The organism is Paracoccus yeei ATCC BAA-599, from assembly GCF_000622145.1.
Lineage (GTDB): Bacteria > Pseudomonadota > Alphaproteobacteria > Rhodobacterales > Rhodobacteraceae > Paracoccus > Paracoccus yeei.
In genome coordinates this window covers 112,999-138,620 of record NZ_KK211403.1, presented here as the reverse complement: position 1 = coordinate 138,620, position 25,622 = coordinate 112,999, and the positions used below count along the sequence as shown (strand labels likewise).

Genomic DNA, 25,622 nt, shown 5'->3' with positions numbered 1-25,622 from the left:
CCCGCGCGCCAGCCTGCCTGTGCCGCCGGGCAGATCGCCGGCGCGCGCCCCGCGCCCCATTGAACGCCTTGTTGCGCCCGGCTAGCCTTGCCGCAACAACCGCTTAAGGAGCCTGTCATGAACACACCCCAAAGCTGGGACGCCCGCGCCAAGGAGTATTCGCTTTACGGCTTCACCGACATGCCCTCGGTCCACCAGCGCGGCACGGTCGTGCTGACGCATGGCGAGGGGCCCTATGTCGTCGACACCGACGGAAAACGCTATCTGGATGCGAACTCGGGCCTGTGGAACATGGTCGCGGGCTTTGACCACAAGGGCCTGATCGAGGCCGCCAAAGCCCAGTACGACCGCTTTCCGGGCTATCACGCCTTCTTCGGGCGCATGTCAGACCAGACGGTGATGCTGTCGGAAAAGCTGGTCCAGGTCTCGCCCTTCGCCTCGGGCAAGGTGTTCTACACCAACTCCGGCTCCGAGGCGAACGACACCATGGTCAAGATGCTGTGGTTCCTGCACGCCGCCGAAGGCAAGCCCGAGCGGCGCAAGATCCTGACCCGCTGGAACGCCTATCATGGCGTCACCGCCGTTTCCGCCAGCATGACCGGCAAGCCCTACAACAGCGTGTTCGGCCTGCCGCTGCCGGGCTTCATCCACCTGACTTGCCCGCATTACTGGCGCTTTGGCGAGGACGGCGAAACCGAGGAGCAGTTCGTCCAGCGCCTCGCGCGCGAGCTTGAGGACACGATCCAGCGCGAGGGCGCCGACACCATCGCCGGCTTCTTCGCCGAGCCGGTGCAGGGCGCGGGCGGGGTCATCCCCCCGGCGCAGGGCTATTTCCAGGCGATGCTGCCGATCCTGCGGAAATACGACATCCCGGTGATCTCGGACGAGGTCATCACGGGCTTTGGCCGCACCGGCAATACCTGGGGCTGCGAAACCTATGACTTCACGCCCGATGCGATCATTTCGTCCAAGAACCTGACGGCGGGCCTGTTCCCCATGGGCGCGGTGATCCTGGGACCGAACCTGGCCGCGCGGGTCGGCGCCGCCGTCGAGGCGATCGAGGAGTTCCCGCACGGCTTCACGGCCTCGGGCCATCCGGTCGGCTGCGCCATCGCGCTGAAGGCCATCGACGTGGTGATGAACGAAGGGCTGGCCGACAACGTCCGCCGCCTTGCCCCCCGCTTCGAGGAAGGGCTGAAGCGCCTGGCCGAAAAGCCCAACATCGGCGAATATCGCGGCGTGGGCTTCATGTGGGCGCTGGAGGCGGTCAAGGACAAGGCGACCAAGACGCCCTTCGACGGCACCCTTTCGGTCAGCGAACGCATCGCCAACACCTGCACCGACATCGGGTTGATCTGCCGGCCGCTGGGTCAGTCCGTGGTGCTGTGCCCGCCCTTCATCCTGACCGAGGCGCAGATGGACGAGATGTTCGAGAAGCTGGATCAGGCGCTCGACAAGGTCTTTGCCGAAGTGGCCTGAGCGCCTTTCACCAGGGATCGCCCCCGCCCAGCGTCGCGCGCGCCATCACGACGCGTTGCGGGGCGATGCCCGCGCCCGCCGCGAAATCCAGCACGCGCTGGTCCTGCTCCAGCAGGAAATCCAGCACGAACTGGGCGAATTCGGGCCGGCCTGCCATGGCGCGCAGGCCGGCCACGTCCGTGCCCGACTGCGTCAGCAGTTCGGATACCAGCTCGGGTTCGGCGGCGATGTGCTGGAATGCGGCATCCGCGATGTCGCGGGCTTCGGCCAAAGTCATCTCATCTCGCAATCTCGTGACCCGGGACGCGATCCCGGAAACGCTTTTTTAACCATTTGCGGCGCAGGATGGCCGCAAGGGCAGCAGGTGTAAAGCAGGCGGATGAATATGGCGGGGCGCATTCTTGTCGTGGACGGCGTGCCGACCAACCGCATCACCATGAAGGTGCGGCTGACCTCGGCCTGCTACGAGGTGTTGGCCGCTGGCTCGGGGGCCGAGGCGCTGCGGACCGCGGCACTGGCCCATCCCCAGATCGTGCTGATCGGCGCCAGCCTGCCCGACATGACGGGGGCCGAGCTTTGCGCCGCGCTGCGGGCGGCACCGGGCGGGGCCGACCTGCCGGTGCTGGTCCAGGCGCATGGCGCGGACCGGATTGCGGCGCTCAGGGCCGGGGCCTCGGCGCTGATCGACGCCTTCAGCGACGACCTGACGCTGCTGGCGCGCATCCGTGGGCTGATGCGCCACGACGGAATGCTCGATCACATCCACCAGACCGGCCTGGCCGAGGACTCGCGCGGCTTCCTGCACGATCCCCGCCCGCGCGCCCTGTTCGTCGCCGACCAGCCCGCCACCGCGCTGGGCTGGCGGCACGCGTTGCAAGGCCGCGTCAACTTCGCCATTGGCGTGTCCGACCCCGAACGCGCGCTGGCCGAGGCGGCGCGCGGCCGCGTCCCCGCGCTTTACGTCATTGCCGCCGACATCCACCAACCGGGCGACGGGCTGCGGCTGCTGTCGGAACTGCGCTCGCGTCCCCTGTCGCGCGATGCGGGCTTCGTGATCGTGCTGCGTCCGGAACGCGCCGAGATGACGGCCGTGGCGCTGGACCTGGGGGCGGGCGACGTGCTGCCCGCCGGCCTGACCACCCAGACCGGCGCGACCGAAGCCGCCTTTCGCCTTGAATCCCAGCTCGCGCGCAAGCAGGAAGCCGACCGCCGGCGCGAGGAAACCCAGCGCAACGTCCAGCTTGCCATGACCGACCCGCTGACCGGGCTGCACAACCGCCGCTTCGCCCTGCCCCGGCTGGCCGAACTTTTCGACGAAGCCGAGCGCGAGGGCGGGCGTCTTGCCGTCATGGTCCTGGACCTGGACCGCTTCAAGCAGGTCAACGACGTGCACGGCCATGCCGCCGGCGATGCGGTGCTCGCCACCATCTCGCGCCGCCTTGCGGCCAGCCTGCCCGACAGCGCCCTTCTGGCCCGCCTGGGCGGAGAGGAGTTCCTGGTCGTCCTGCCCGGCTGCCAGGCGCGCGACGCCCGGCTGATCGCCGAAAGCCTGCGCCGCAGCGTGATGGAGCGCCCCGTTCCCCTGCCCCCGGAATGTGCCGCCCCCGAACTGTCGGTGACGATTTCGGCCGGGATCGCGCTGGCCGATGGCGCGCAGGGCGGGATGCGCAGGCTGGACCCGGAGCTGCTGCTGGCCCGGGCCGACCGGGCGCTGCTGACGGCCAAGTCCTCGGGGCGCAACCGCATCGTGCTGGCGACGCCCGCCATAGCCGCCTGAAAACCGAGACCTTGGGCCGGCTTTCCATTTGCCGCGCCGTTCCCTATCCTTGCGGGGTCAGGCAAAAGGAAACTGCTCATGTCCGGGTCCCAGGACAACGCCGCCCTGCCCGAGCGGCCCTTGAAACAGGCGATGCTGCGCGGCGCGATGCGGCGTTGCCCGGCCTGCGGCGAAGGCCCCCTGTTCGACGGCTACCTGAAGATCCGCGATCATTGCGACGATTGCGGGCAGGACCTGTCGCACCAGCGCGCCGACGACGGGCCAGCCTATCTGACGATCCTTCTGGTGTCGCACCTGGGCGCGCCGCTGATGCTGGCGATCTTTGTCGCCTGGCGTCCCTCGGCTGCGGCGCTGCTGCTGGGCTTCGGAATCGGGGCCGTGGTGCTGTCGCTGCTGCTGTTGCCGCTGATCAAGGGCGGGTTCGTGGGCTTTCAGTGGGCGCGGCGCATGCACGGCTTCGGTGCGGATGCGCAAGCGGCCGCCCGGACGAAGCAGGCCGGCGCCGCATGACCGACCCCATGCCCATCCGCGACGCGGCCACCGTGATCGTGCTGGACCGGAACGCGGCCGGCGGGCCCAGCGTGCTGATGGGCCAGCGCGGGGCGCAGGCGGCCTTCATGCCGTCGAAATACGTCTTTCCCGGTGGCGCGGTCGATCCCGAAGACGCCGGGGTTCGCTTTGCGATGCCGCTTGACGCGCGCACCCGCCGCCTGCTTGCGGCCGAGCCGCGCGACGGCGCGCCCATCACCCCCGAGGCATTGGCCGCCGCCGCCCTGCGCGAACTGGCCGAGGAAACCGGCCTGATGACCGGCACGCCGGGCCCCGCCCCGCAAGGCTGGGACCATTACGCCCGGGCGGGGCTGGCCCCCGATCCCGCCGCGTTGATCTATCTGTTCCGCGCGATCACGCCCCCGGGCCGCACGCGCCGGTTCGACGCGCGCTTCCTGCTTCTGGACGCGGATCGGCTGCACGGGGATCGCAACGACTTCTCTGCCGCCTGCGATGAGCTTTCGCACCTGCACTGGGTGCCGCTGACCCAGGCGCGCGCCCTGGACCTGCCCTTCATCACCGAGGTGGTGCTGGCCGAAATCGCTGCGCTGGCTGTCCAGGACGGCCCCCTGACGATGCCCGAGACGGTGCCGTTCTTTGACAACCGCACCCCCCAGCCCCGCTTCGCGCGAATCGCCTAGGCGCTAGTCCCCCGAAAACTGCGCGGGCCGCTTTTCCAGAAAGGCGGCCACCCCTTCGGCGAAATCCGAGGTCTGGCCCATCTGCCCCTGCAATCCTGCCTCCAGCGCAAGCTGATCCGCCAGTCCGTTCCCTCCCGAGGCCAGCAAAGCCTGCCGGATCGCCAGGTAGGCCCGGGTCGGACCCTGCGCCAGCGCCTGCGCCCGGGACTGCACGCGGTCCTGGAACGCATCGTCTGGCACGGCTTCCCAGATCATGCCCCAGTCGGCGGCCTGCCGGGCGGCGACGGGCTCGGCCAGCAGCATCATGCCCATGGCCCGCGCCAGCCCTGCCGCGCGGGGGACGAAAAAGGTGCCGCCGGCATCGGGGATCAGGCCGATCCGGCTGAAGGCCTGCACGAACCTGGCGCTTTCGGCGGCGATGACCAGGTCGGCGGCCAGCGCAAGGTTCGCCCCTGCTCCCGCGGCGACCCCGTTGACCGCGGCGATGACCGGCACCGGCGCGCCGGTGATCGCGGCCAGCATCGGCTCGTATTCCTCGCGCAGGACGCGTTCGACATCCAGCCCGGCCGAGGCGTCGGTCAGGTCCTGCCCCGAACAGAAGGCGCGCCCCGTCCCGGTCAGGACCACGCAGCGCGTGCCGGCCGGCAGATCGGTCAGCGCGGCCGTGATCTCGGCCCGCATGGTCCGGTTCAGCGCGTTCATCACCTGCGGCCGGTTCAGTGCGATCTGGGTCACGCCGGCCTGATGGCTGACAAGAATGCTTTGATGATCCATGGTTTCTCCCCGTTTGGCGCCATCCTGCCGCGCGGCGCGGGGTCGGAAAAGCCGGACCTCGCGTCAGTCGCGCATGATCCGGTCCAGCCGGGCCTTTTCCTCGGGGGTCAGGCCCTCGCCCTCGGGCTCGGCGCGGCCGCGCGCCGCGACGAAGCGCCAGCCGATCAGCAGGGCCAGCAGCGCCATCACCGGCCCGGCCAGATACAGCAGCCAGTTCCACCCCCGGGCCGGCGGCTGGAACAGGACGTATTCGCCAAAACGGTCGGTGACCGCCTGGATCGCCTGCGCATCGCTGTCGCCCGCAACCAGCCGCTCGCGCAGGTAAAGCCGCAGGTCGCGGCTGATCGGCGCATTGGATTCGTCGATCGTCTCGCCCTGGCAGACCGGACAGCGCAGCACGCGCGAGATGTCGCGAGCCCGCGCCTCGAGCGCAGGGTCGGACAGCACCTCGTCGGGCTGGACCGCAAGGGCGGGGCCACCCAGGACCAGCATCAGGCAAAGCAGGATCAGCCGCATCGGATCACTCGGCCGGTTGGGCCAGCGCGGGCGCCTTGCGCGCACCGGCCGCCACGCGATAGCGCCGGTCGGACAGGCTGATCAGCCCCCCTAGCGCCATCAGCCCGCAGCCCAGCCAGATCCAGCTGGCGAAGGGCTTGATATAGCTGCGCACGGCCCAGCCGCCGCCCTGCTGCGGATCGCCGATCACCAGATACAGGTCGCGGAACAGCCCGTTCTGGATCGCCGCCTCGGTCGTGGGCATGGCCTGGACCGGATAGACCCGCTTTTCGGGGTGCAGCAGCGCGACCTCGTGCCCGTCGCGGCTGACGCGCATGGTGGCGACGGTCGCGTCATAGTTCGGGCCGGGCCGCTCCTCGACCTTCTCCAGCGTGATGCGGTAGCCAGCGACCTCAAAAGGCTCGCCGATCCGGGCCACGCGGATATCCTCGACCTGCCAGGCCATCAGCAGGCCCACCCCGATGAAGGTCACGCCCAGACCGGCGTGGGCGACCGCCTTGCCCCAGTCCGCGCGCGGCAGACGGGCCAGGCGCGACAGGCCCGAGTTGCCCGTGCGCAGCCACAGGTCGGTGGCCGAGCCCGCGATCAGCCAGGATCCCAGCCCCGCACCGATCACCGCCAAGGCGGAGTGGCCGGTCGACACGGCAAAGACCAGCACCATGACGGCGCAGGCGCAGGCCAGCGCGCCCCGCAGCGGCGCCAGGACGCGGGACAGCTTTCCCCGCTTCCACGGGATGATCGCGCCCAGCGGCAGGACCAGCGCCAGCACCACCATGAAGGGCGTGAACGCCTTTTCGAAGAACGGGGCGCCAACCGAAAGCTTTCGATCCCACAGCATCTCGGCGATCAGCGGCCACATCGTGCCGATGAAGACCACGAAGGCCGAGACCGCCAGCAGGATGTTGTTCAGGACCAGCGCCCCCTCGCGCGAGATCGGCGAAAAGGCCCCGCGCGCCTGCATCGCACCGGCGCGCATCGCGTAAAGGACAAGCGCCCCGCCGACGAAGACGCCCAGGATCGCCAGGATGAAGACGCCGCGTTCGGGGTCGCTGGCAAAGCTGTGGACCGAGGTAATGACGCCCGACCGCACGATGAACGTGCCGATCAGCGAAAAACCGAAGGCCATGATCGCCAGCAGGATCGTCCAGCTTTTCAGCACCTCGCGCTTTTCGACGACGATGGCGGAATGCAGCAGGGCGGCGGCGATCAGCCAGGGCATGAAGCTGGCGTTTTCGACCGGGTCCCAGAACCAGAACCCGCCCCAGCCAAGCTCGTAATAGGCCCACCAGGACCCCAGCGCGATGCCGATGGTCAGAAACACCCAGGCGGCCAGCGTCCAGGGCCGGACCCAGCGCGCCCAGGCGGCGTCGACCCGCCCCTCGATCAGGGCGGCGACGGCAAAGCTGAAGGCCATCGAAAGGCCGACATAGCCCAGGTAAAGAAAGGGCGGATGAAACGCCAGGCCAGGGTCCTGCAGCAGCGGGTTCAGGTCGCGCCCGTCGAAGGGCGGGTTGTCCAGCCGCAGGAACGGGTTCGAGGTGAACAGGATGAACCCCAGGAACGCCACCCCGATCGAGGCCTGCACCCCCAGCACCCGCGCCCGCAGTCGCGGCGGCAGGTTCGCATCAAAGACCGCCGCCGCCGCCCCGAACAGCGCCAGGATCAGCACCCACAGCAGCATCGAACCCTCGTGGTTGCCCCAGACGCCGCTGATCTTGTACAGCATCGGCTTTGCGGTGTGCGAGTTTTCATAGACCAGCAGGACCGAGAAATCCGAGGTCACGAAGGCTACGGTCAGCGCTGCAAAGGCGATGCCGATCAGACCGAACTGCGCAACGGCAGCGGGCCGCGCGCTGTCGATCCAGCCGCTCCAGCCCCGGGCGGCGCCGATCATGGGCACGATCATCTGGAAAATCGCCACGGCAAAGGCAAGGATCAGGGCGAAATGGCCGATTTCCGCGATCATGGCTCTCCTCCGGGTGGCTGGCCGCAGGATAGCGGCGGCACGAAGGGCAAACCAGCCCCTCGAACCGCCTATTTTGTCGCATCACGCGCTAGTGGCGGGCGGCCTGCGCCTCGGCCCAGTCGTCCAGCGCCGGATTGGCGTCCGGCGCTCCGGCCACCGCCTTGGGCGAAGCAGCCGTGGCGGCGCGGAGAAAACGCGGCTGGGTGCGAAAATAATGCGCCTCGCGCGCGCCGAAATAGAAGCTGATGATCGCGCCCAGCAGCCACCACAGGGGTTCCGGCACCAGGTTCAGGTTTTCCATCCGCAGGCCAAAGCCCACGGGGTCGACCATCGCATAGACGAACAGCCCGACCGTCCCCAGCGTCAGGATCGGGCGCGGCAGGCGGTTCATGCCGTTCATCAGCCCGTCGAACCAGCCGCGCGGCTGGGCCGCGAACTCGCCCGACATCTGGCCGATGGCGCGAGCATAGGCTTCCTCGTCCAGTTCGAGCTTGCGGGTTTCGTTGACGCGGAACACCTCGGCCACGCCGGTCGCCGCATTGGCGACGGTGGTGACGGCGGTGCTGGCGCCCAGAAAGCGGTCCATCACCCCCATGCCGCGATCCTCGCCCGATGGTCGGCCAGCGACAGGTGATATTTCGGTGAAATGAACGCCTCGGCGCGGGTGATCCAGCCGCCCTTTCCACCCGCGCGGGTGCGGGCATATTTGCGGCTGGCGGGCCGGGCATCGCCAAGCGCATAGTAATAGTTGCGCCGCGCGATGCCGTAGGCATCCGCGAAATAGCCGGGCGCGGCCGCGTCGGCCTGCGTTGCGGCCAAGATGGTGCGCGGACCCAGGATACCGTCATCGGTCGCCTGAAAGCCCATGCGCGTCACCAGCCGTTGCAGGATTCGGATCGCATTGCTGCCGGCGTTCACATACATGTCAAAGACCGCCGGCTGGATCGACGCCGGCAACTGCGCCAGGCCGGGCCTGCGGAAATAATGCTCGACATAGATGCGCACCGCATCGGCCTGGGTCAGCGCCTTGACATCGGTCGCGTCCACGCGGCCGTCACGGGTCAGGTCCAGCCCCAGCCGTTGCAGCGTGGCCAGCGTGACGCCGAATTTCGTCGCCCCGCCCGGGTCGTCGGGGTCGTTGACGTAGCCCCCTTCACGCGCGACGATCTCGGCCGCGATCTGTTCAACCGTCTTCATTCCAGCCCCCAGCAAGAAGAGGCGTCAGGCTGGAACGGCGCGGTTAACCCTTTCTTAACCCTGCGCGCGTTGCGTCAGGAATTCGGGTCCTCGTAGACGCCCTGCTCCTTGAGCGAATCGATGACCTCGCGCGGCATGTAGCTTTCGTCGTGCTTGGCCAGGATCTCGGTCGCGACGAAAGTGTCGCCCTCCATCCGGCCGGTGCCGATCATGCCCTGCCCCTCGGCAAACAGATCCGGCAGGACCCCGGTAAAGCGCACCGGAACCGAGGCGCCGCCGTCTGTCACGCGAAAGCTGATCGTCTCGCCCGCGCCGCGCATCAGGGTGCCGGTCTCGACCAGGCCGCCCAGGCGGAACACCTCGCCCGCCTGGGGCGGATTGTCGGCCATCTGGCTGGGCGCGCGATACAGGTTGATCCCGTCGCGAAAACCGTAGCCGATCAGCGCCACCGCCAGGACCAGCGCCGCGGCCGCCGCGACCAGAACCTGTATTCTACGCCGTTTCTTCAGCGATTTCATGTCTCAAGCTTTCCTTATTCAGGCACTTTCGAACCTGATCGGATGGCGCAGGAATTGCGTGGCCTTGCCCGAGACGCGTTCGGGATTGCCCGTGGTCAGGAACCGCGACCGCGTGCCGGCGCCTAGGAACTCGGGCCGGCGCTTTAGATAATCGTCCAGGCTTTCGGCCACCAGTTGCGGCTGGGAATAGACCTTGACCCCCGGTCCCAGCGCCTTCTGGAAAGCGGCCTGGACCAGCGGATAATGGGTGCAGCCCAGGATGGCCGCCTCGGGGTGCGGCATCCGGCGCAAAAGCGCCTCGACATGGGATGTCACCAGCGCCTCGGCCAGGATCTCGTCGCCCATCTCGATGGCGTCGACGACGCCGCCGCAGGGCTGGGCCTCGACATCGACGCCGATGGCGCGGAACGCCAGCTCGCGCTGGAACGCCCGGCTGGCCACGGTAGCGGGGGTGGCGAACAATGCCACATGCTTGACCGCGACCTCGCGCGGGGGCGAGTTGTCGCCCCACCGCCGCTCGGTCAGCGCCTCGATCATCGGCACGAACACGCCCAGGACCCGCTTGTCCCTGGGCAGCCATTTCTCCTGCATGCGCTTCAGCGCGGCGGCCGAGGCGGTGTTGCAGGCTAGGATCACCAGGTCGCAGCCTTCCTCCCACAGCCGTTCCACCCCGGCGCAGGTCAGGTTGAAGATGTCATCGGCATCGCGCACGCCATAGGGGGTGTGCTTGTTGTCGCCCAGATAGACCAAAGGCAGGTCGGGGCTATGGGCGGCGATGGCATCCAGGACCGTCAGCCCGCCCAGACCCGAATCGAATACGCCTACTGCCATGACTAGCCTCCTGCTCGCGACGGGTTCTTTTAGGGCCGGGCGGCGGCAAATGCCATGATTTATGTCATTCCGCCGCCTGCGCCATGGGCGCGCCGCCCCGGTGCAGGGCGTCGAGCAGTTCGGCGCGCCGCGCCCGGGAGGCCTTTGCGGCATCCTCCTTGACAGGGCCGTAGCCCCGCACGGTCAGCGGCAGTTCGGCCAGTTCCCGCACAAGCGCCAGGTTCGCGGGCGTGACCGTCGGCAGCCATCTGCGCATGTCCGCCTCGTACTCGGCAATGGCGGCGCGTTCGGCCCGCCGCTCGGGCAGCCAGCCGAATGGGTCAAGCACGCTGCCCCGCAGCCGCTTCATGCCGGCCAGGACGCGAAACACCGGCACCATCCAGGCGCCGAACTCGCGCTTGCGGGGCCGCCCGTCGGGGTCGCGCCCGGGCAGGACGGGCGGGGCCAGGTGAAAGCTGATCCGCGCGTCCCCTTCGAACTCGGCCGCCACCGCCGCGGCCGAGGCCAGATGCAGCCGCGCGACCTCGTATTCGTCCTTGTAGGCCAGCAGCTTGTAGTAGCCCAAGGCCACGCTGTCGCGCAGATCCGGCGGGGCCAGGGCGACCAGGGCGCGGAACCGCTCGGCCAAGGCGCGGTCCTGGTAATCGACCAGGCGCCGCGCCCGGTATTCGACCGGATCGACCGGCAGGGCCGAGACGTTCGGGCCCTCAACAAGTCGCGCGGCGTCTTGCGGATGGACCACCGCCCAGCGGCCGATCTGGAAGGCGCGCCGGTTTTCCGCCACCTTGGCGCCGTTCAGGTCGATGGCCTTTAGGATCGCGGCCTCGGTCAGCGGGATCAGCCCCTGTTGCCAGGCCGCGCCCAGCACCAGCATGTTGGAGTATATGGAATCCCCCAGCAGCCGCAGCGCCAGGGTCGAGGCGTCCAGAAACACCACCTTGCCCCCAAGCCGCGCTTGCAGCGACAGCTTCAGGCGGTCGCCGGGGATCTGGAAATCGCGGTTGCGGGTGAACTCTCCGGTCACGATCTCGTGCTCGTTCACCACCGCGCCGGTGCGGCCCGGCGCCATCAGTCCGATGGTCTTGGACCCCGCCGTCACCACGAGGTCACCGCCGATGATGCAGTCAGCCTCGCCCACGGCGACGCGGATGGCGCTGATGTCCTCGGGACGGTCGGCCAGGCGCAGGTGGATGTGGACGGCGCCGCCCTTCTGGGCCAGACCCGCCATCTCCATCATGCCGGCGCCCTTGCCGTCGATATGCGCGGCCTGGGCCAGCACGGCGCCCACGGTCACGACACCGGTGCCGCCGACGCCGGTGATGACGAGGTTATGCGTGCCCCGGATCGCGGGCAACGCGGGCGCGGGCAAGTCGGGCAGGTCCAGCGCCTGCGCCCGGGGCCGCCGCGGCACCGCGCCGCGGACCGAGACGAAGCTGGGGCAGAACCCGCGCACGCAGGAATAATCCTTGTTGCAGCTCGACTGGTCGATGGCGCGCTTGCGGCCAAGCTCCGTGTCTCTGGGCACGATCGAGACGCAGTTCGACTGCACCCCGCAGTCGCCGCAGCCTTCGCAGACCTCGGGGTTGATCCAGATGCGCCGGTCCGGGTCGGGGAACGCCCCCCGCTTGCGACGGCGGCGCTTTTCGGCCGCGCAGGTCTGGACATAGACAATGGCGCTGACGCCGGGCACGTCCTCAAGCTCTTTCTGCACGGCCTGCATCGCGGCGCGTTCCTCGAACCGCAGGCCCTTGGGAAAGGCCGCGCGGTCGATCTGCTCCTTTTCGTCATGCACGACGATCACCGGGGAAACGCCCATCGCCTGCAATTCGCGCACGATCTGCTGCGCGGTCAGCCCGCCTTCGTTCGGCTGGCCGCCGGTCATGGCGACGGCGTCGTTGAACAGGATCTTGTAGGTGATGTTGGCCCCCGCAGCCTTGGCCGCGCGGATGGCAAGGGACCCGGAATGGTTATAGGTTCCATCCCCAAGGTTCTGGAACACATGTCTTCTTTTGCTGAACGGACCCTCGCCGATCCAGTTCGCGCCCTCGCCGCCCATATGGGTGAAGCCGACGGTCTCGCGCCCCATCCACTGCACCATGTAGTGGCAGCCGATCCCGGCATAGGCGCGCGCGCCTTCGGGCAGGCGGGTCGAGGTGTTATGCGGGCACCCCGAGCAGAACCACGGCGTCCGCACCGCCAGTTCAGGGGCGTTGTCGTTGCGGCGCACCTCGGCCAGCCGGCGCAGCCCGGCTCGGACGCCTTCGGTCCCGCGCCCCTCCTCGATCAGGATGGCGCCCAGTTTCTCGGCGATCATCACCGGATCCAGCGCATAGCGGGTCGGAAACAGTTCCTCGCCCGTGCGGTCGTGCTTCCAGCCCAGCACCCGGCGACCGTGGCGGTTGTCGAAGATCGCCTCCTTGACCTGCACCTCGATCAGCTTGCGCTTTTCCTCGACAACCACGATGATCTCAAGCTTTTCAGACCATTCCTGGAAAGACTTCATGTCCATGGGCCAGGTCTGGCCAACCTTGTAGGTGGAAATGCCCAGCCGCTCGGCCTCGGGCTCGTCGATGCCGAGCAGGGACAGGGCATGGACCAGGTCCAGCCAGTTCTTGCCGGCGGCGACAAAGCCGATGCGCGCGCCGCGATGGTTCCACACCGGATGGTCCAGCCGGTTCGCGCGTGAAAACGCCTCGGCCGCAAAGCGCTTGTGGTCGATCATCCGCGCTTCCTGCGCCACCGGCGTGTCGCCCAGACGGATGTTCAGCCCCCCCGGCGGCATCGCGAAATCGGGCGTCACGAAGCGCAGCCGGAACGGATCGCCATCGACCACGCTGGTCGCCTCGACCGTGTCCTTCATGGTCTTGAGCCCGGTCCACACCCCCGCGAAACGCGACAGGGCAAAGCCGTACAGCCCGAAATCCAGGATTTCCTGCACGCCCGCCGGGGACAGCACCGGGATATAGGCATCGACCAGCGCCCAGTCCGACTGGTGCAGCACGGTCGAGGATTCGCCGGTATGGTCGTCGCCCATCGCCATGACCACGCCGCCCAGGCGCGACGAACCCGCCATATTGGCATGGCGCATCACGTCGCCCGAGCGGTCTACCCCCGGGCCCTTGCCATACCAAAGCGCAAAGACGCCGTCGTATTTCCCCTCGCCCCGCAGTTCGGCCTGCTGGCTGCCCCAGATGGCGGTGGCGGCCAGATCCTCGTTCAGGCCCGGCTGGAACAGCACCTTCGCCGCCGTCAGCGCGTCCCGCGACTTCATCATCTGCAGATCAACGCCACCCAGGGGCGAGCCGCGATAGCCCGTGACCAGCCCCGCCGTGTTCAGCCCCGCCGCATGATCGCGGGCCGCCTGCATCAACATCAGCCGCACCAGCGCCTGCGTGCCGTTCAGCAACACATGCCGGTGCGACAGATCCAAACGGTCGGACAAGGAAAATTCCTGCACACTCATCTGGCCCTCCCAAGCTGGATGACTGGTATGGAGGCAGTGTAGGTCAGAAATATTGACCGATAAAGTCATTTCTCGGGAAAAACACCGATTCTTGCATTGCTTTCGCTGCACAAGGGTTGCAAAAAACGCATGGCTGATACGGCATGAAAGCACTGTTATGGACTGGGACAAACTAAGAATATTTCACGCTGTCGCGGACGCGGGGTCGCTGACCCACGCGGGCGACGTCCTGCATCTGTCCCAGTCCGCCGTCAGCCGCCAGATCCGTGCCCTCGAGGATTCGCTGGGCACCACGCTGTTCCACCGTCACGCCCGTGGTCTGATCCTGACGGAGCAGGGCGAATTGCTGTTCGAGGCCACATCCTCGATGGTGAAGAAGCTCGACACCACCGCCGCGCGAATCAGGGACAGCGAAGAACATGTCTATGGCGAATTGAAGGTGACGACCACCACCGGCTTCGGCACGCTGTGGCTGGTGCCGCGCCTGGCCAAGCTTTACGAACGCTATCCCGACCTCAAGATCAACCTGATGCTTGAGGAACGCGTCCTGGACCTGCCCATGCGCGAGGCGGACGTGGCCATCCGCATGAAAGAGCCGAGCCAGCAGGACCTGATCCGCCGCCGGCTGCTGAACATCCGCATGCGGCTTTACGCGACGCCCGAATACCTCGCCTCGGCCGGAACGCCGCAGACGCTCGACGATCTGTCGACGCACCGACTGATCTGCCAAAGCCCGGAAGCGCCGCAGGTCAGCTCGGGGGCGGTATTGGTCCAGATGCTGCTGACCAAGAACCTGAACTCGATGCTGATGGTGAATAACTATTTCGGCGTGCTGCAGGGCGTGCTGAACCATGTGGGCATCGGCGTGCTGCCCGATTACCTGACAGCGGACTTCCCGAACCTGACCCGAGTCTTTCCCGACATCGAGTCGCACGAGGTCCCCGTGTTCCTGGCCTTCCCCGAGGAACTGCGCACCTCGCGCCGGGTCAGCGCCTTTCGCGACTTCGTGCTGGAGGAGATCCAGTCGATCCGCAAGCACCAGGCAGAAAACCCCAATCTGGTCGGGGGGATGGCCCCCGCGCCGACGGAATAGGCCAGCCATTCGCGTGGCGCATATCTGTCATGCCCCGCGATCCGGTTTTCATCCTTGAACCGTTCGCAAACTGCACATATCTCGGGCTGCGAAGGAGATGGTCTGAGGAAACTCTCATCACCTTCAACCTCCCTGTTGGACTTAGGCCGGGCCTCGTGCCCGGCTTTTTTTTGCCCGTTTCCCGGCCCTGCCTGCCGGGACGCGCGGCACGGCGGCCTGCGGCCCCTTTCCTAAACCCCCGGCGGCGCTTAAAAGGCCACAGAACCGGGGAAAGGGGCGCCAAGCATGAACGAACCGCAGATCACCGAGGAGCTGATTGCCGCGCACGGCCTCAAGCCCGACGAATACCAGCGCATCCTGGAGATCATCGGCCGCGAGCCGACGTTTACCGAGCTTGGCATCTTCTCGGCCATGTGGAACGAGCATTGCTCCTACAAATCCTCGAAGAAATGGCTGCGCACCCTGCCCACCACCGGCCCGCAGGTGATCTGCGGTCCGGGCGAGAACGCGGGCGTGGTGGACATCGGCGACGGCCAGGCCGTTGTCTTCAAGATGGAGAGCCACAACCACCCGAGCTATATCGAGCCGCACCAGGGCGCTGCGACCGGCGTGGGCGGCATCCTGCGCGATGTCTTCACCATGGGCGCGCGCCCCATCGCCGCCATGGATTCGCTCAGCTTCGGCCGGCCCGAACACCCCAAGACCGCGCATCTGGTCAAGGGCGTGGTCGAGGGGATCGGCGCCTATGGCAATGCCTTCGGCGTGCCGAACGTGGGGGGCGAGGTGCGCTTCCATGCCTCGTATGACGGCAACTGCCTGGTGAATGCCTTTGCGGCGGGCCTCGCCGATGCCGACAAGATCTTCTACTCGGCGGCCTCGGGCGTGGGGATGCCGGTGGTCTATCTGGGCGCCAAGACCGGTCGCGACGGCGTTGGCGGCGCCACCATGGCCAGCGCCGAATTCGACGACACGATCGAGGAAAAGCGTCCCACCGTTCAGGTCGGCGACCCCTTTACCGAGAAATGCCTGCTGGAGGCCTGCCTTGAACTGATGCAGACCGACAGCGTGATCTCGATCCAGGACATGGGCGCGGCGGGGCTGACCTGCTCGGCCGTCGAGATGGGTGACAAGGGCGGCCTGGGCATCAAGCTGGTGCTGGATCATGTCCCGCAGCGCGAAACCGCCATGACGGCTTACGAGATGATGCTGTCCGAAAGCCAGGAGCGCATGCTCATGGTGCTGAAGCCCGAGAAGGAGGCCGAGGCCCGCGCGATCTTCGAGAAATGGGACCTGGACTTCGCCATCGTCGGCGAGACGATTGCCGAGGATCGGTTCCTGATCGTGCATGGCAACGAGGTGGTGGCCGACCTGCCGCTGTCGAAGCTGTCGTCCAGCGCACCGGAATACGACCGGCCCTGGGTGGAAACCCCCGCCGCGGGCGCGATGCCGGCCCTGCCCGCCATTGCCCCCATCGCGGCGCTGCGGGCGCTGATCGGCTCGCCCAGCTATGCGCACAAGGCCTGGGTCTGGGAACAATACGACACCCAGGTCGGCGCCGACACCGTGCGCCGTCCGGGGCTTGGCGCCGGCGTGGTGCGGGTGCATGGCTCGGGCAAGGCGCTGGCCTTCACCAGCGACGTGACGCCGCGCTATGTCAAGGCGAACCCCTATGAGGGCGGCAAGCAGGCGGTGGCCGAGGCCTATCGCAACCTCTGCGCCGTGGGCGCCCTGCCCTTGGCCACGACCGACAACCTGAACTTCGGCAACCCGGAAAAGCCCGAGATCATGGGCCAGTTCGTCGGCGCGATCAAAGGCATCGGCGAGGCCTGCACGGCGCTGGATTTCCCCATCGTCTCGGGCAACGTCTCGCTTTACAACGAAACCGACGGCAAGGGCATCCTGCCGACCCCGACCATCGGCGGCGTCGGGCTGATCGCCGATCTGGACGACCTGATCGCCGGCCTGCCGGCCGAGGGCGACCTGGCCCTGGTCATCGGCGACACGGCGGGCCATCTGGGCCAGTCGGCGCTAGCGGCCGAGGCCTTCGGCATCGAGGCGGGCGATGCCCCGCCGGTCGATCTGGCGGCCGAGCGCAAGCATGGCGAATTCGTCCGGGCACAAGGCAAACTGTTCAGCGCCGCAGCCGACCTGTCGGACGGCGGGCTAGCGCTGGCGGCCTTTGAGCTGGCCGAGGCGGCCGGGCTGGGCGTCACGCTGGACAGCGCCGACATCGCCCAGCTTTATGGCGAGGATCAGGCCCGCTATCTGGTCGCCTGCACCCCCGCCAATGCCGAGGCGCTGGCCCGGGCCGCACAGGAAGCAGGCGTGCCCTTGGCGCGTGTCGGGCGCTTTGGCGGCGATGCCGTCACGCTGGGCGGCGACAGTGCCCCCCTGGCCGAACTCTCGCAGCTTTACCGCACCGCCTTCGTCCAGACCCTGAACCTTGGCCTTGCCTGAAAGGGGAACCCGATGACCGGCTGCGCCTGCGGGCACCACCACCACCACGCCCCCGCCCGGATCGAGGGTGGGGAAGGCATCGCCCTTGACCGCCCGCTGGTCGCGCTGTCGGGCACGCTGACCTGCCAGGATGCGGCACAGATGATGCTGGCGCTGGACCTGCTGCCCCAACACGTCAGCCTGAGCCGGGCCGAGCCGGGCAACCTGCGCTTCGACCTGAGCCAGCAGGACGATCCGATGGTCTGGCGCCTGGATGAGCTTTTCGCCGATGCCGAGGCTTTCGCCGCGCATCAGGCCCGCACCGCCGCCAGCCCTTGGGGCACGGAAAGCAGCGCGATCCTGCGCGACTTCACCCGGACTGAGGTTATGCCCCGTATCCGCCCCGAACACCCGCAGGACAGGACGGCGATTGCCGCCCTGCTTGAGCTGGCCTTCGACGGCGGGGCTGAATCGCGGCTGGTGTCCGACCTGCGCGCGGCGGGTGATCTGGCGCTGTCCCTGGTGGCCGATGTCCAGGGCAGCATCGTGGGCCACGTCGCCCTGTCGCCGCTGGCAGCCGAAGGCCCGGCGCTGGCGCTGGCGCCCCTGGCGGTCCATCCGGCCGTTCAGGCCCGAGGCATCGGCACGGCCCTGGTGCGCGCGGCGCTGGCGGCGATGGCGGATCACACGGTCGTGGTTCTGGGCGATCCGGCCTATTACGCGCGCTTTGGCTTTCAGCCGGTCGAGGTGCAGTCCCCCTATGCCGGCCCGCACCTGCTGGCCGCGGGCCCCGCGCTGCCCCGGGGCAGCGCCATCGCGCACGCCCCGGCCTTCGCCGCCCTTTAGGACGCCTGGGCGTCCGGCCCGGTCTGGGCCGGCGCACCGGCCAGCCGCATCCGCAGCCGCTTGACCCGGCGCGGGTCGGATTCGATGATCTCGAACTCGACGCCCGAGCCATGGGGGATGACCTCGCCCCGCAGCGGAACGCGGCCGGTCAGCGCAAAGATCAACCCGCCCAGCGTGTCGATGTCGTCGTCGGGGTCCGTGTCCAGCTTGCGCCCGGTTTCGGCCTCGACCAGCTCCAGCGGCGCGCGGGCCTGGATCAGCCATTGCCCCGGCCTTTCGGGCAGGATCAGGCCGCCGTCGATCTCGTCATGCTCGTCCTCGATCTGGCCGATGACCTGCTCGATCAGGTCCTCGATGGTGACAAGGCCGTCCACCCCGCCATATTCGTCGATGACCAGCGCCATATGGATGCGCTTCTGCTGCATGTGCTGCAAAAGCACGCCGATGGACATCGATGGCGGAACATAAAGCAGCGGCCGCAGCATGGGCTGCAGGCCAAAGGCCGGCGCCTCGGCGCCGAAGCCGTATTTCAGCGCCAGGTCCTTCAGGTGGATCTGGCCCAACGGCGCGTCCAGCGTGTCGCGATAGACGGGGATGCGCGAAAACCCGTGTTCGCGAAAGATCTCGACCAGTTCCGGCAGGGTCGTGGTGACGGGCACGGCCACGATCTCGGCTTTGGGGATGGCCACGTCATCGACCCGCATCCGGCGCAGGTTGCCCAGGCCCAGGACGCCCTGGCCCCCGGCCTCGTCCCCCTGCCGGGCGTCCGCCTCGGGGTCGTTGCCCGAAAACGCATCCAGAAGACGGCCGAAAAGGCCCCGTGTCTGCGGATGCTCGCGTCCCTCTCCGCCACCCTCGTCCCGTGTGGCGGGTTCGGGAGTGTCGGGACTTCGGTCGTTCGTCATGTTTCCATTTCCAGATAGGGATCGGGGATGCCCAGCTTGCCCAGGATCGAGCGTTCGGCATCTTCCATCGTCTCGGCATCCAGATCGTCGATATGGTCGTATCCTGCAAGATGCAGCATGGCATGGACAAGCAGGTGCGTGGCATGGTCGGCAAAGGGCTTGCCCTGGGCCTCGGCCTCGCGCTGGCAGGTATCGAACGATATGGCGATGTCGCCAAGCTCCTCGACATCGGGCAAGTCCGGCCGGACGCCCGGTTCGCGCTGGTCGAAGGCCAGGGCCGGCCAGCTCAGCACGTTGGTGGGCTTGGGCTTGCCCCGGAACTCGGCGTTCAGCCCGGCGATGCGGTCGTCGTCGCAGCCCATGACGACGATCTGGAAGCCTTCCAGCCCCAGCCATTCGCCGGTCGCATGGGCGGCGCGCCGGGACATGCCCAGCAGGTCCACGTCCTCCCAGCGTTCGTCCTCGATCACGATGTCGACGATCTCGCCCTGCTCGTGCTCCGGCATCTCGTCAGGCATCGGCCTGCCCCCCGGCGTTGGTCAGGAAGCGCGGCTCGCGGCGCGGGATGCGCTGGCCGCGGTCGTCCAGCGGCTCGCCCCGGGCCAGCGCCGCCTCGGCCTCGGTGTCGTAGGCCTCGATGATGCGGGCGACCAGATGGTGGCGCACCACGTCCTTTGCGGTGAAATAGCTGAAGCTGATGCCCTTGATATCCTTGAGGATCTTTTCCGCATCCGTCAGGCCGGAATGGACGCCGCGCGGCAGGTCGATCTGGGTGCGGTCGCCGGTGATGACCATGCGCGAACCTTCGCCCAGGCGGGTCAGGAACATCTTCATCTGCATGGTGGTGGCGTTCTGCGCCTCGTCCAGAACGACAAAGGCGTTCGACAGCGTCCGGCCGCGCATGAAGGCCAGGGGCGCGATCTCGATGCGCTTTTCTTCCATCAGCTTCTGCATCTGCTTCGACGGCAGGAAATCGTTCAGCGCGTCGTAGAGCGGCTGCATGTAGGGGTCGACCTTTTCCTTCATGTCGCCCGGCAGAAAGCCCAGCCGCTCGCCCGCCTCGACAGCAGGGCGCGACAGGATGATGCGGTCGACATGGCCGCCGATCAGCATGGTGACGCCGACCGCGACGGCCAGATAGGTCTTGCCGGTGCCGGCCGGGCCGATGCCGAAGGCCAGTTCGTTGCCGAACAGCGCCCGCACATAGTCCTTTTGCGCATCCGTGCGCGGCTCGATGGTCTTCTTGCGGGTGCGCAGCTCGATCGGGCCCGACTGGAACATCTCGAGCTGCTCGGCCGGGCTCGGGCCTTCGGGGGCGGTCTCGACACCCATGCGCAGCGCGGCCTCGACCTCGGCCATCTCGACCGGGCGGCCCTGTTCCAGCCGCGCGTAAAGCCCGCGCAGGACCTGCGCCGCCTCGGATTGCGCGTCAGCGGGGCCGACCACGGACAACAGGTTGCCGCGTCGCAGGATATGGACCTTCAGCGCCTCCTCGATCCGGGCCAGATGGCGGTCATGGGGGCCGCACAGGTCGATCAGCAGCCTGTTGTCATGGAATTCCAGCAGGGTTTCGCCAGCGTTCACGGTCGCGGGGGGCGTCGGGGAAAGACCCAAATTTGTCTCCGGTCAGGACGAAAGGACAGGTTCATGGTTGCAACTGCGCGGGATTCGCACAAGGGGCCCCAAGCCTCTGGCGAGAATTTGCGCAGGGTCTGGTGCCGATATAGGCATCTAATCCCCCGGTTGCGAGCCATCGGCCCGCGCCCGCCCCGCGATAAAGTCCTGCAGATAGGCGTCGGGCGCGTCCTGCATCGCCGCGACCGGCCCCTGCCAGCGGACCCGGCCCCCGTCCAGCAGCGCCACCCGGTCGCCGATGACGCGGGCCGAGGCCATGTCATGGGTGATGGTGATGGCGCTTGCCCCCGTTTCGTCCACGATGCCCCGGATCAGGGTGTTGATCGCGGCGGCGCGGATCGGGTCCAGCCCGGTCGTCGGTTCGTCGAAAAAGATCACGCGGGGGTCGGCGGCGATGGCGCGGGCCAGGCCCGCGCGCTTGCGCATTCCCCCCGACAGGGCGGCGGGATAAAGGTCCGCGACCTCGGGCCCCAGGCCGACGCGGGCCAGCTTGTCGAGAGCGATGGCGCGGGCGCGGGCCTTGGGCATGGTGCGCAGCAGGCGAAAGGCCACGTTGCGCCAGACCGGCAGGCTGTCGAACAGCGCCGCGTTCTGGAACAGCATCCCGAACTGGTCCATGAAGCCGGCGCCGATGGGCGCGCCGTTCCACAGGATGTCGCCCGCGTCCGGCCGCTCCAGCCCCAGGATGCAGCGCAGCAGCACCGATTTCCCGGTCCCCGAGCCGCCGATGACCACCAGGCTTTCGCCCTGCCCCAGGTCCAGGTCGACGCCGTCCAGCACCGTCTTGCCGCCGAACCGCTTGGACAGGCCCCGCACCACCAGCATCAGAAGAAAAGCCCCGTCAGCGCGAAGTTGACCGCAAGGATGCCGACCGAGGCCGCGACGACCGCATTGGTCGTCGCCCGCCCCACCCCTGCGGCGCCGTTCCCGGCGGTCATCCCGAACCAGCAGCCCGACAGTGCCACGACCAGGCCGAAGAAGCCGCCCTTGACCAGACCCGAGACGACATCCCATCGCTCGAGATAGGCCCAGGAGTTCGACAGGTAGCTGGCCGAATTGAACCCCAGCGCGTTCACCCCCACCAGCCAGCCGCCCATGATGCCGATCAGGTCGCCCACGCCTACCAGCACCGGCAGGCACAGGATCGCGGCCCAAAGGCGCGGCGACACCAGCCAGCCCACCGGGTCCGTGGACAGCGTCACCAGCGCGTCGATCTGTTCGGTCACGCGCATGGTGCCAAGTTCGGCCGCGATGGCCGATGCCACGCGGGCCGCGACCATCAGACCGCCCAGCACGGGGCCCAGCTCTCGGGCCATGCCGATGGCGACGATCGCGGGCACGACGTCGCCCGCCTGGAACCGCTCGCCCCCCGAATGGATCTGCAAGGCCAGCGCCGCGCCCGTGAACAGCGCCGTCAGCCCGACCACGGGCAGCGACAGCCAGCCGATATGCAGCACCTGCCGCGCCAGTTCCGAAGGGTGCTGGCCCACGCGGACCAGCCCCAGCGCGGCAAAGATCGCGACGCGCCCGATGCCGCGCAGCGCGGCAATCGCCCCGCGCCCGATCAGCCGGACTGGATTCACCGATAGGTCCGGGGATAGCGGCTGCCAAGCGAGGTCAGGATTTCATAGCCGATGGTGCCCGCAAGATCAGCCAGCGCATCGACCCCCTGCCGCTCGTTCAGGACGTCCAGCGTGTCGGGGACGAAAGGCAGCTGCGTCACGTCCACCGTGATCAGGTCCATCGAGATGCGGCCCACCACCGGACAGGCTCGCTCGCCCGCCCAAAGCTTCAGTTCACCCTGCCGGGCCAGCGCGCGGAACAGCCCGTCGGCATAGCCCGCCGCCACGGTCGCGATGCGCGCGGGGCGCTGCGCGGTCCAGGCATAGCCATAGCCGACCGACTCGCCCGGCCGGACCTCGCGCGTCTGGATGACGGGCAGGGCCAGGCCGACCACCGGCTTCGCCTCGGCATAAGGCAGGCCGCCATACATGCCGATGCCCAGCCGCACCAGATCGAAGTGATAGTCGGGCCCCAGCAGCGTGCCGCCGGTCGCGGCCAGCGCGCGCGGCACGCCGATGCCGTCCGTCATGGCGCGGAACGCCTGCAACTGCTGGGCATTGGCCGGATGCTCCGGCTCATCGGCGCAGGCCAGGTGCGACATGACCAGCCGCGGACCGGCGGCCAGCGCCTCGGCCCGGATCGCGGCCCATTCGCCGGGCTCAAGGCCCAGCCGGTTCATGCCGCTGTCCAGTTGGATCGCAAAGGCCCCCCTGGGCCGCAGGGCGCGGTCGCGAAAGAATTGCTCGGGGCTGTTCAGGACGGGGATCAGCCCGGTCAGGTCCTCGCCCTCCATATGGCCCGAAAGCACATAGATATCGGCGTCCTGCGCCAGCAGCGGCCGGATCGCCCGCCCTTCCGAGGCGAGCGCCCCGAAAAAGTCCCGCGCCCCTGCATCGTAGAGCGCAGGCGCCACGCGCGACGCGCCCAAACCGTAGGCATCGGCCTTGACCACCGCGCCCGCCCGCGCGCCGGGGGCCATGTCGGCCAGGGATTTCCAGTTGGCCCGGATGGCCGAAAGGTCGATCGTCAGTCCCGAAGCGGCAGACATGCGGGCCCCCTGTGGTTTGGCCCTTTCCTATTCGCCCGGCGCCGATTGTCAACCGCGTCCGATTTTGCGGATTTGCCATTTGCTCACGCACTTGCTAGCACATTTTGCAAATTTTCGTCTTTTTTCTTTCCGCGGCGCAGCGAAGGCCCTAACCTGCCCAAAAGCGGAGGAGACGGGCATGAAAGACATCCTGGACCAGTTGGAGACCCGCCGGCGCGATGCCCGCCTTGGCGGTGGCCAGCGCCGCATCGACGCCCAGCACGCCCGCGGCAAGCTGACCGCGCGCGAACGGCTGGAGCTGCTGCTGGACGAGGGTTCCTTCGAGGAATTCGACATGTTCGTGCGCCACCGCTCGACCGATTTCGGGATGGAGGCGGATCGGCCCTATGGCGACGGCGTCGTCACTGGCTGGGGCACGATCAACGGCCGCATGGTCTATGTGTTCTCGCAGGACTTCACCGTCTTCGGCGGCTCGCTGTCGGAAACCCATGCGCAGAAGATCTGCAAGATCATGGACATGGCGGTGCAGAACGGCGCCCCGGTGATCGGGCTGAACGACTCGGGCGGCGCGCGGATTCAAGAGGGCGTCGCCAGCCTTGCCGGTTACGCGGACGTGTTCCAGCGCAACATCATGGCCTCGGGCGTGGTGCCGCAGATCAGCGTCATCATGGGCCCCTGCGCCGGCGGCGCGGTCTATAGCCCGGCGATGACCGACTTCATCTTCATGGTCAAGGACACGTCCTATATGTTCGTGACCGGCCCGGACGTGGTCAAGACGGTGACGAACGAGGTCGTGACGGCGGAACAGCTGGGCGGCGCCTCGACCCATACCAAAAAATCCTCGGTCGCCGACGGCGCCTTCGAGAACGACGTCGAGGCGATGACCGAGATCCGCCGGCTGGTCGATCTGCTGCCCCTGAACAACCGCGAAAAGGCGCCGACCCGGCCCTTCTTCGACGACCCGAACCGGATCGAGCCCAGCCTGGATACGCTGGTCCCCGACAACCCGAACCAGCCCTACGACATGAAGGAGTTGATCCTGAAGGTCGCGGACGAGGGCGATTTCTACGAGATCCAGCAGGATTTCGCGGCCAACATCATCACCGGCTTCATCCGCATCGAGGGCCAGACCGTGGGCGTGGTCGCCAACCAGCCGATGGTGCTGGCGGGCTGCCTGGACATCGACAGCTCGCGCAAGGCGGCGCGTTTCGTGCGCTTCTGCGACGCATTCGAGATCCCGATCCTGACCTTTGTCGACGTGCCGGGTTTCCTGCCGGGCACGGCCCAGGAATATGGCGGCGTCATCAAGCACGGCGCGAAGCTGCTGTTCGCCTATGGCGAGGCGACGGTGCCCAAGGTCACGGTCATCACCCGCAAGGCCTATGGCGGCGCCTATGACGTCATGGCCAGCAAGCACCTGCGCGGTGATTTCAACTATGCCTGGCCCACGGCGGAAATCGCGGTGATGGGCGCCAAGGGCGCGGTCGAGATCCTGTATCGCAGCGAGCTGGGCGAGCCCGACAAGATCGCCGCCCGGACCAAGGATTACGAGGACCGCTTTGCCAACCCCTTTGTCGCCGCCGAAAAAGGCTTTATCGACGAAGTGATCCAGCCGCGTTCGACCCGCCGGCGGGTGGCGCGCGCGCTGGCTTCCCTGCGTGGCAAGAAGCTGTCCAATCCATGGAAAAAGCACGACAACATTCCCTTGTGACCGCGACGGACCGGACCATGGCCCATTTCCTTGCGGCGGTCGGCATGACGCTTGCGGCGCTTGGCGGCCCTGCGGCGGCACAGGACAAGGCGCCCATCGCCCTGCCGTCCGGCGCGCAGGCGCAATGGATCGAGACGATCCGGGACACCTCGGGCGGCACCGGCCTGACCTATCGCTTTCGCTTCCTGGTGCCGGACCTGGCCTCGCGGGTGCCCTCGACCAGCGGCCCCGCCTCGGACGCGATCGAGGGGGCGGACCGCGGGCCGATCGACATCGACACCGAAACCGCCGAGGTCACGGGCGATACGGCCGAGGACGGCATGATCGACCCGGCCACGCTGGACCCGGCCCCGGCCGAGGTCGACGACCAGGCCGAGGCCGAAGCCGACGCGATGGTCGAGGAGGCCCTGCCCACCGCGCCCGACGTGCTGGCGCAGGACCCGGTGCATGACGATATCGTCTGGCTGTGCCAGGAATGGGTCCTGCCCCGCATCGCGAACCCCGGTCCGCGGCCGCGCCAGATCGTCATCAGCCTGTCCGACAAGAACACGCCCTTCGGCAGCTACGACCCCGGCGCCTTGCAGCTGTTCGAGGCGTTCAAGCTGCCCGCCGACCGCGACAGCTGCGAATGGGAACCCTGGTGATGGCGAATATCCGCTATGATGCAAGCCTGC

At 67.9% G+C, this 25,622-nt stretch carries 24 protein-coding genes; 9 read left to right on the top strand and 15 right to left on the bottom strand.

Annotation, left to right across the window (positions count from 1 at the left end):
- Positions 1-117 precede the first annotated feature (117 nt).
- Positions 118-1,479, top strand: coding sequence for an aminotransferase (locus BU28_RS0120195; RefSeq protein ID WP_028721031.1), 1,362 nt, complete (start codon positions 118-120; stop codon positions 1,477-1,479).
- 7 nt (positions 1,480-1,486) lie between these two features.
- Here the strand turns inward: BU28_RS0120195 and BU28_RS0120190 are convergent, their stop codons facing one another.
- Positions 1,487-1,756 carry a DUF3572 domain-containing protein gene (locus tag BU28_RS0120190; protein WP_036763823.1) on the bottom strand — a complete coding sequence of 90 codons (270 nt, stop codon included), beginning with the start codon at positions 1,754-1,756 and terminating at the stop codon, positions 1,487-1,489.
- A gap of 108 nt (positions 1,757-1,864) precedes the next feature.
- Between BU28_RS0120190 and BU28_RS0120185 the strand changes: the two genes are divergently transcribed.
- The 3 genes from BU28_RS0120185 to BU28_RS0120175 all read left to right on the top strand — a co-directional run bounded on the left by BU28_RS0120185 (position 1,865) and on the right by BU28_RS0120175 (position 4,446).
- Positions 1,865-3,256 carry a diguanylate cyclase domain-containing protein gene (locus BU28_RS0120185; RefSeq protein ID WP_028721029.1) on the top strand — a complete coding sequence of 464 codons (1,392 nt, stop codon included), beginning with the start codon at positions 1,865-1,867 and terminating at the stop codon, positions 3,254-3,256.
- Between the two features lie 78 nt (positions 3,257-3,334).
- A complete protein-coding gene (locus BU28_RS0120180; protein ID WP_028721028.1) occupies positions 3,335-3,766 on the top strand; it encodes a DUF983 domain-containing protein in 432 nt (143 codons plus the stop codon).
- Positions 3,763-4,446: an NUDIX hydrolase gene (locus BU28_RS0120175; protein ID WP_028721027.1), complete on the top strand. Its 684-nt coding sequence runs from the start codon at positions 3,763-3,765 to the stop codon at positions 4,444-4,446. Before BU28_RS0120180 ends, BU28_RS0120175 begins: the two co-directional genes overlap by 4 nt.
- 3 nt (positions 4,447-4,449) lie before the next feature.
- Here BU28_RS0120175 and BU28_RS0120170 read toward each other — a convergent pair whose 3' ends face one another.
- The 8 genes from BU28_RS0120170 to BU28_RS0120135 form a co-directional block, all read right to left on the bottom strand.
- Positions 4,450-5,220, bottom strand: a complete 771-nt coding sequence (locus tag BU28_RS0120170) for an enoyl-CoA hydratase-related protein (protein ID WP_028721026.1) — start codon at positions 5,218-5,220, stop codon at positions 4,450-4,452.
- A 63-nt stretch (positions 5,221-5,283) separates the two neighbouring features.
- Entirely contained in the window at positions 5,284-5,736 is a 453-nt protein-coding gene (locus BU28_RS0120165; RefSeq protein WP_028721025.1) for a cytochrome c-type biogenesis protein, read from the bottom strand.
- 4 nt (positions 5,737-5,740) lie between these two features.
- Positions 5,741-7,702, bottom strand: a complete 1,962-nt coding sequence (locus BU28_RS0120160) for a heme lyase CcmF/NrfE family subunit (RefSeq protein WP_028721024.1) — start codon at positions 7,700-7,702, stop codon at positions 5,741-5,743.
- 88 nt (positions 7,703-7,790) lie between these two features.
- Positions 7,791-8,297, bottom strand: coding sequence for a holin family protein (locus BU28_RS0120155; RefSeq protein ID WP_028721023.1), 507 nt, complete (start codon positions 8,295-8,297; stop codon positions 7,791-7,793).
- On the bottom strand, positions 8,288-8,899 hold the full coding sequence (locus BU28_RS0120150; protein ID WP_028721022.1) for a holin-associated N-acetylmuramidase: 612 nt from the start codon (positions 8,897-8,899) through the stop codon (positions 8,288-8,290). Before BU28_RS0120150 ends, BU28_RS0120155 begins: the two co-directional genes overlap by 10 nt.
- 74 nt (positions 8,900-8,973) lie before the next feature.
- The gene (gene ccmE / locus BU28_RS0120145) at positions 8,974-9,417 is read right to left on the bottom strand and encodes a cytochrome c maturation protein CcmE (RefSeq protein WP_028721021.1); all 444 of its coding nucleotides are present in this window, start codon (positions 9,415-9,417) and stop codon (positions 8,974-8,976) included.
- An 18-nt stretch (positions 9,418-9,435) separates the two neighbouring features.
- The gene (locus tag BU28_RS0120140) at positions 9,436-10,248 is read right to left on the bottom strand and encodes a glutamate racemase (protein WP_028721020.1); all 813 of its coding nucleotides are present in this window, start codon (positions 10,246-10,248) and stop codon (positions 9,436-9,438) included.
- A 64-nt stretch (positions 10,249-10,312) separates the two neighbouring features.
- Positions 10,313-13,711 (bottom strand): indolepyruvate ferredoxin oxidoreductase family protein, encoded by a 3,399-nt coding sequence (locus BU28_RS0120135; protein ID WP_028721019.1) that lies wholly within the window; start codon positions 13,709-13,711, stop codon positions 10,313-10,315.
- A gap of 157 nt (positions 13,712-13,868) precedes the next feature.
- On the opposite strand from BU28_RS0120135, the gene BU28_RS0120130 reads away from it, so the two are divergent.
- The 3 genes from BU28_RS0120130 to BU28_RS24385 all read left to right on the top strand — a co-directional run bounded on the left by BU28_RS0120130 (position 13,869) and on the right by BU28_RS24385 (position 18,086).
- Complete coding sequence (locus BU28_RS0120130; protein ID WP_028721018.1) at positions 13,869-14,804, top strand: LysR family transcriptional regulator; 936 nt, start codon at positions 13,869-13,871, stop codon at positions 14,802-14,804.
- Positions 14,805-15,089: 285 nt separating this feature from the next.
- On the top strand, positions 15,090-17,261 hold the full coding sequence (gene purL / locus BU28_RS0120125) for a phosphoribosylformylglycinamidine synthase subunit PurL (protein WP_028721017.1): 2,172 nt from the start codon (positions 15,090-15,092) through the stop codon (positions 17,259-17,261).
- A gap of 12 nt (positions 17,262-17,273) precedes the next feature.
- Positions 17,274-18,086 carry a GNAT family N-acetyltransferase gene (locus BU28_RS24385; RefSeq protein WP_028721016.1) on the top strand — a complete coding sequence of 271 codons (813 nt, stop codon included), beginning with the start codon at positions 17,274-17,276 and terminating at the stop codon, positions 18,084-18,086.
- Here the strand turns inward: BU28_RS24385 and BU28_RS0120115 are convergent.
- From BU28_RS0120115 to alr, 6 genes are all read right to left on the bottom strand, one after another.
- Positions 18,083-18,991 carry a CBS domain-containing protein gene (locus tag BU28_RS0120115; RefSeq protein ID WP_028721015.1) on the bottom strand — a complete coding sequence of 303 codons (909 nt, stop codon included), beginning with the start codon at positions 18,989-18,991 and terminating at the stop codon, positions 18,083-18,085. The two genes, BU28_RS24385 and BU28_RS0120115, sit on opposite strands and share 4 nt — an antisense overlap.
- On the bottom strand, positions 18,988-19,509 hold the full coding sequence (ybeY, locus tag BU28_RS0120110) for an rRNA maturation RNase YbeY (protein ID WP_051578347.1): 522 nt from the start codon (positions 19,507-19,509) through the stop codon (positions 18,988-18,990). Before ybeY ends, BU28_RS0120115 begins: the two co-directional genes overlap by 4 nt.
- Positions 19,502-20,605, bottom strand: a complete 1,104-nt coding sequence (locus BU28_RS23975) for a PhoH family protein (protein WP_036763815.1) — start codon at positions 20,603-20,605, stop codon at positions 19,502-19,504. Before BU28_RS23975 ends, ybeY begins: the two co-directional genes overlap by 8 nt.
- Positions 20,606-20,722: 117 nt before the next feature.
- Entirely contained in the window at positions 20,723-21,451 is a 729-nt protein-coding gene (locus BU28_RS0120100; RefSeq protein ID WP_028721013.1) for an ABC transporter ATP-binding protein, read from the bottom strand.
- Entirely contained in the window at positions 21,451-22,209 is a 759-nt protein-coding gene (locus BU28_RS0120095) for an MlaE family ABC transporter permease (RefSeq protein WP_028721012.1), read from the bottom strand. The genes BU28_RS0120100 and BU28_RS0120095 overlap by 1 nt, the downstream gene beginning before the upstream one ends.
- On the bottom strand, positions 22,206-23,237 hold the full coding sequence (gene alr / locus BU28_RS0120090; RefSeq protein ID WP_028721011.1) for an alanine racemase: 1,032 nt from the start codon (positions 23,235-23,237) through the stop codon (positions 22,206-22,208). Before alr ends, BU28_RS0120095 begins: the two co-directional genes overlap by 4 nt.
- Before the next feature lie 178 nt (positions 23,238-23,415).
- Here alr and BU28_RS0120085 point away from each other — a divergent pair, with 178 nt between their 5' ends.
- Together BU28_RS0120085 and BU28_RS0120080 are read left to right on the top strand one after the other, a co-directional pair.
- Complete coding sequence (locus BU28_RS0120085; protein ID WP_028721010.1) at positions 23,416-24,948, top strand: acyl-CoA carboxylase subunit beta; 1,533 nt, start codon at positions 23,416-23,418, stop codon at positions 24,946-24,948.
- 17 nt (positions 24,949-24,965) lie between these two features.
- Positions 24,966-25,592, top strand: coding sequence for a DUF6497 family protein (locus BU28_RS0120080; protein ID WP_028721009.1), 627 nt, complete (start codon positions 24,966-24,968; stop codon positions 25,590-25,592).
- Positions 25,593-25,622 lie beyond the last annotated feature (30 nt).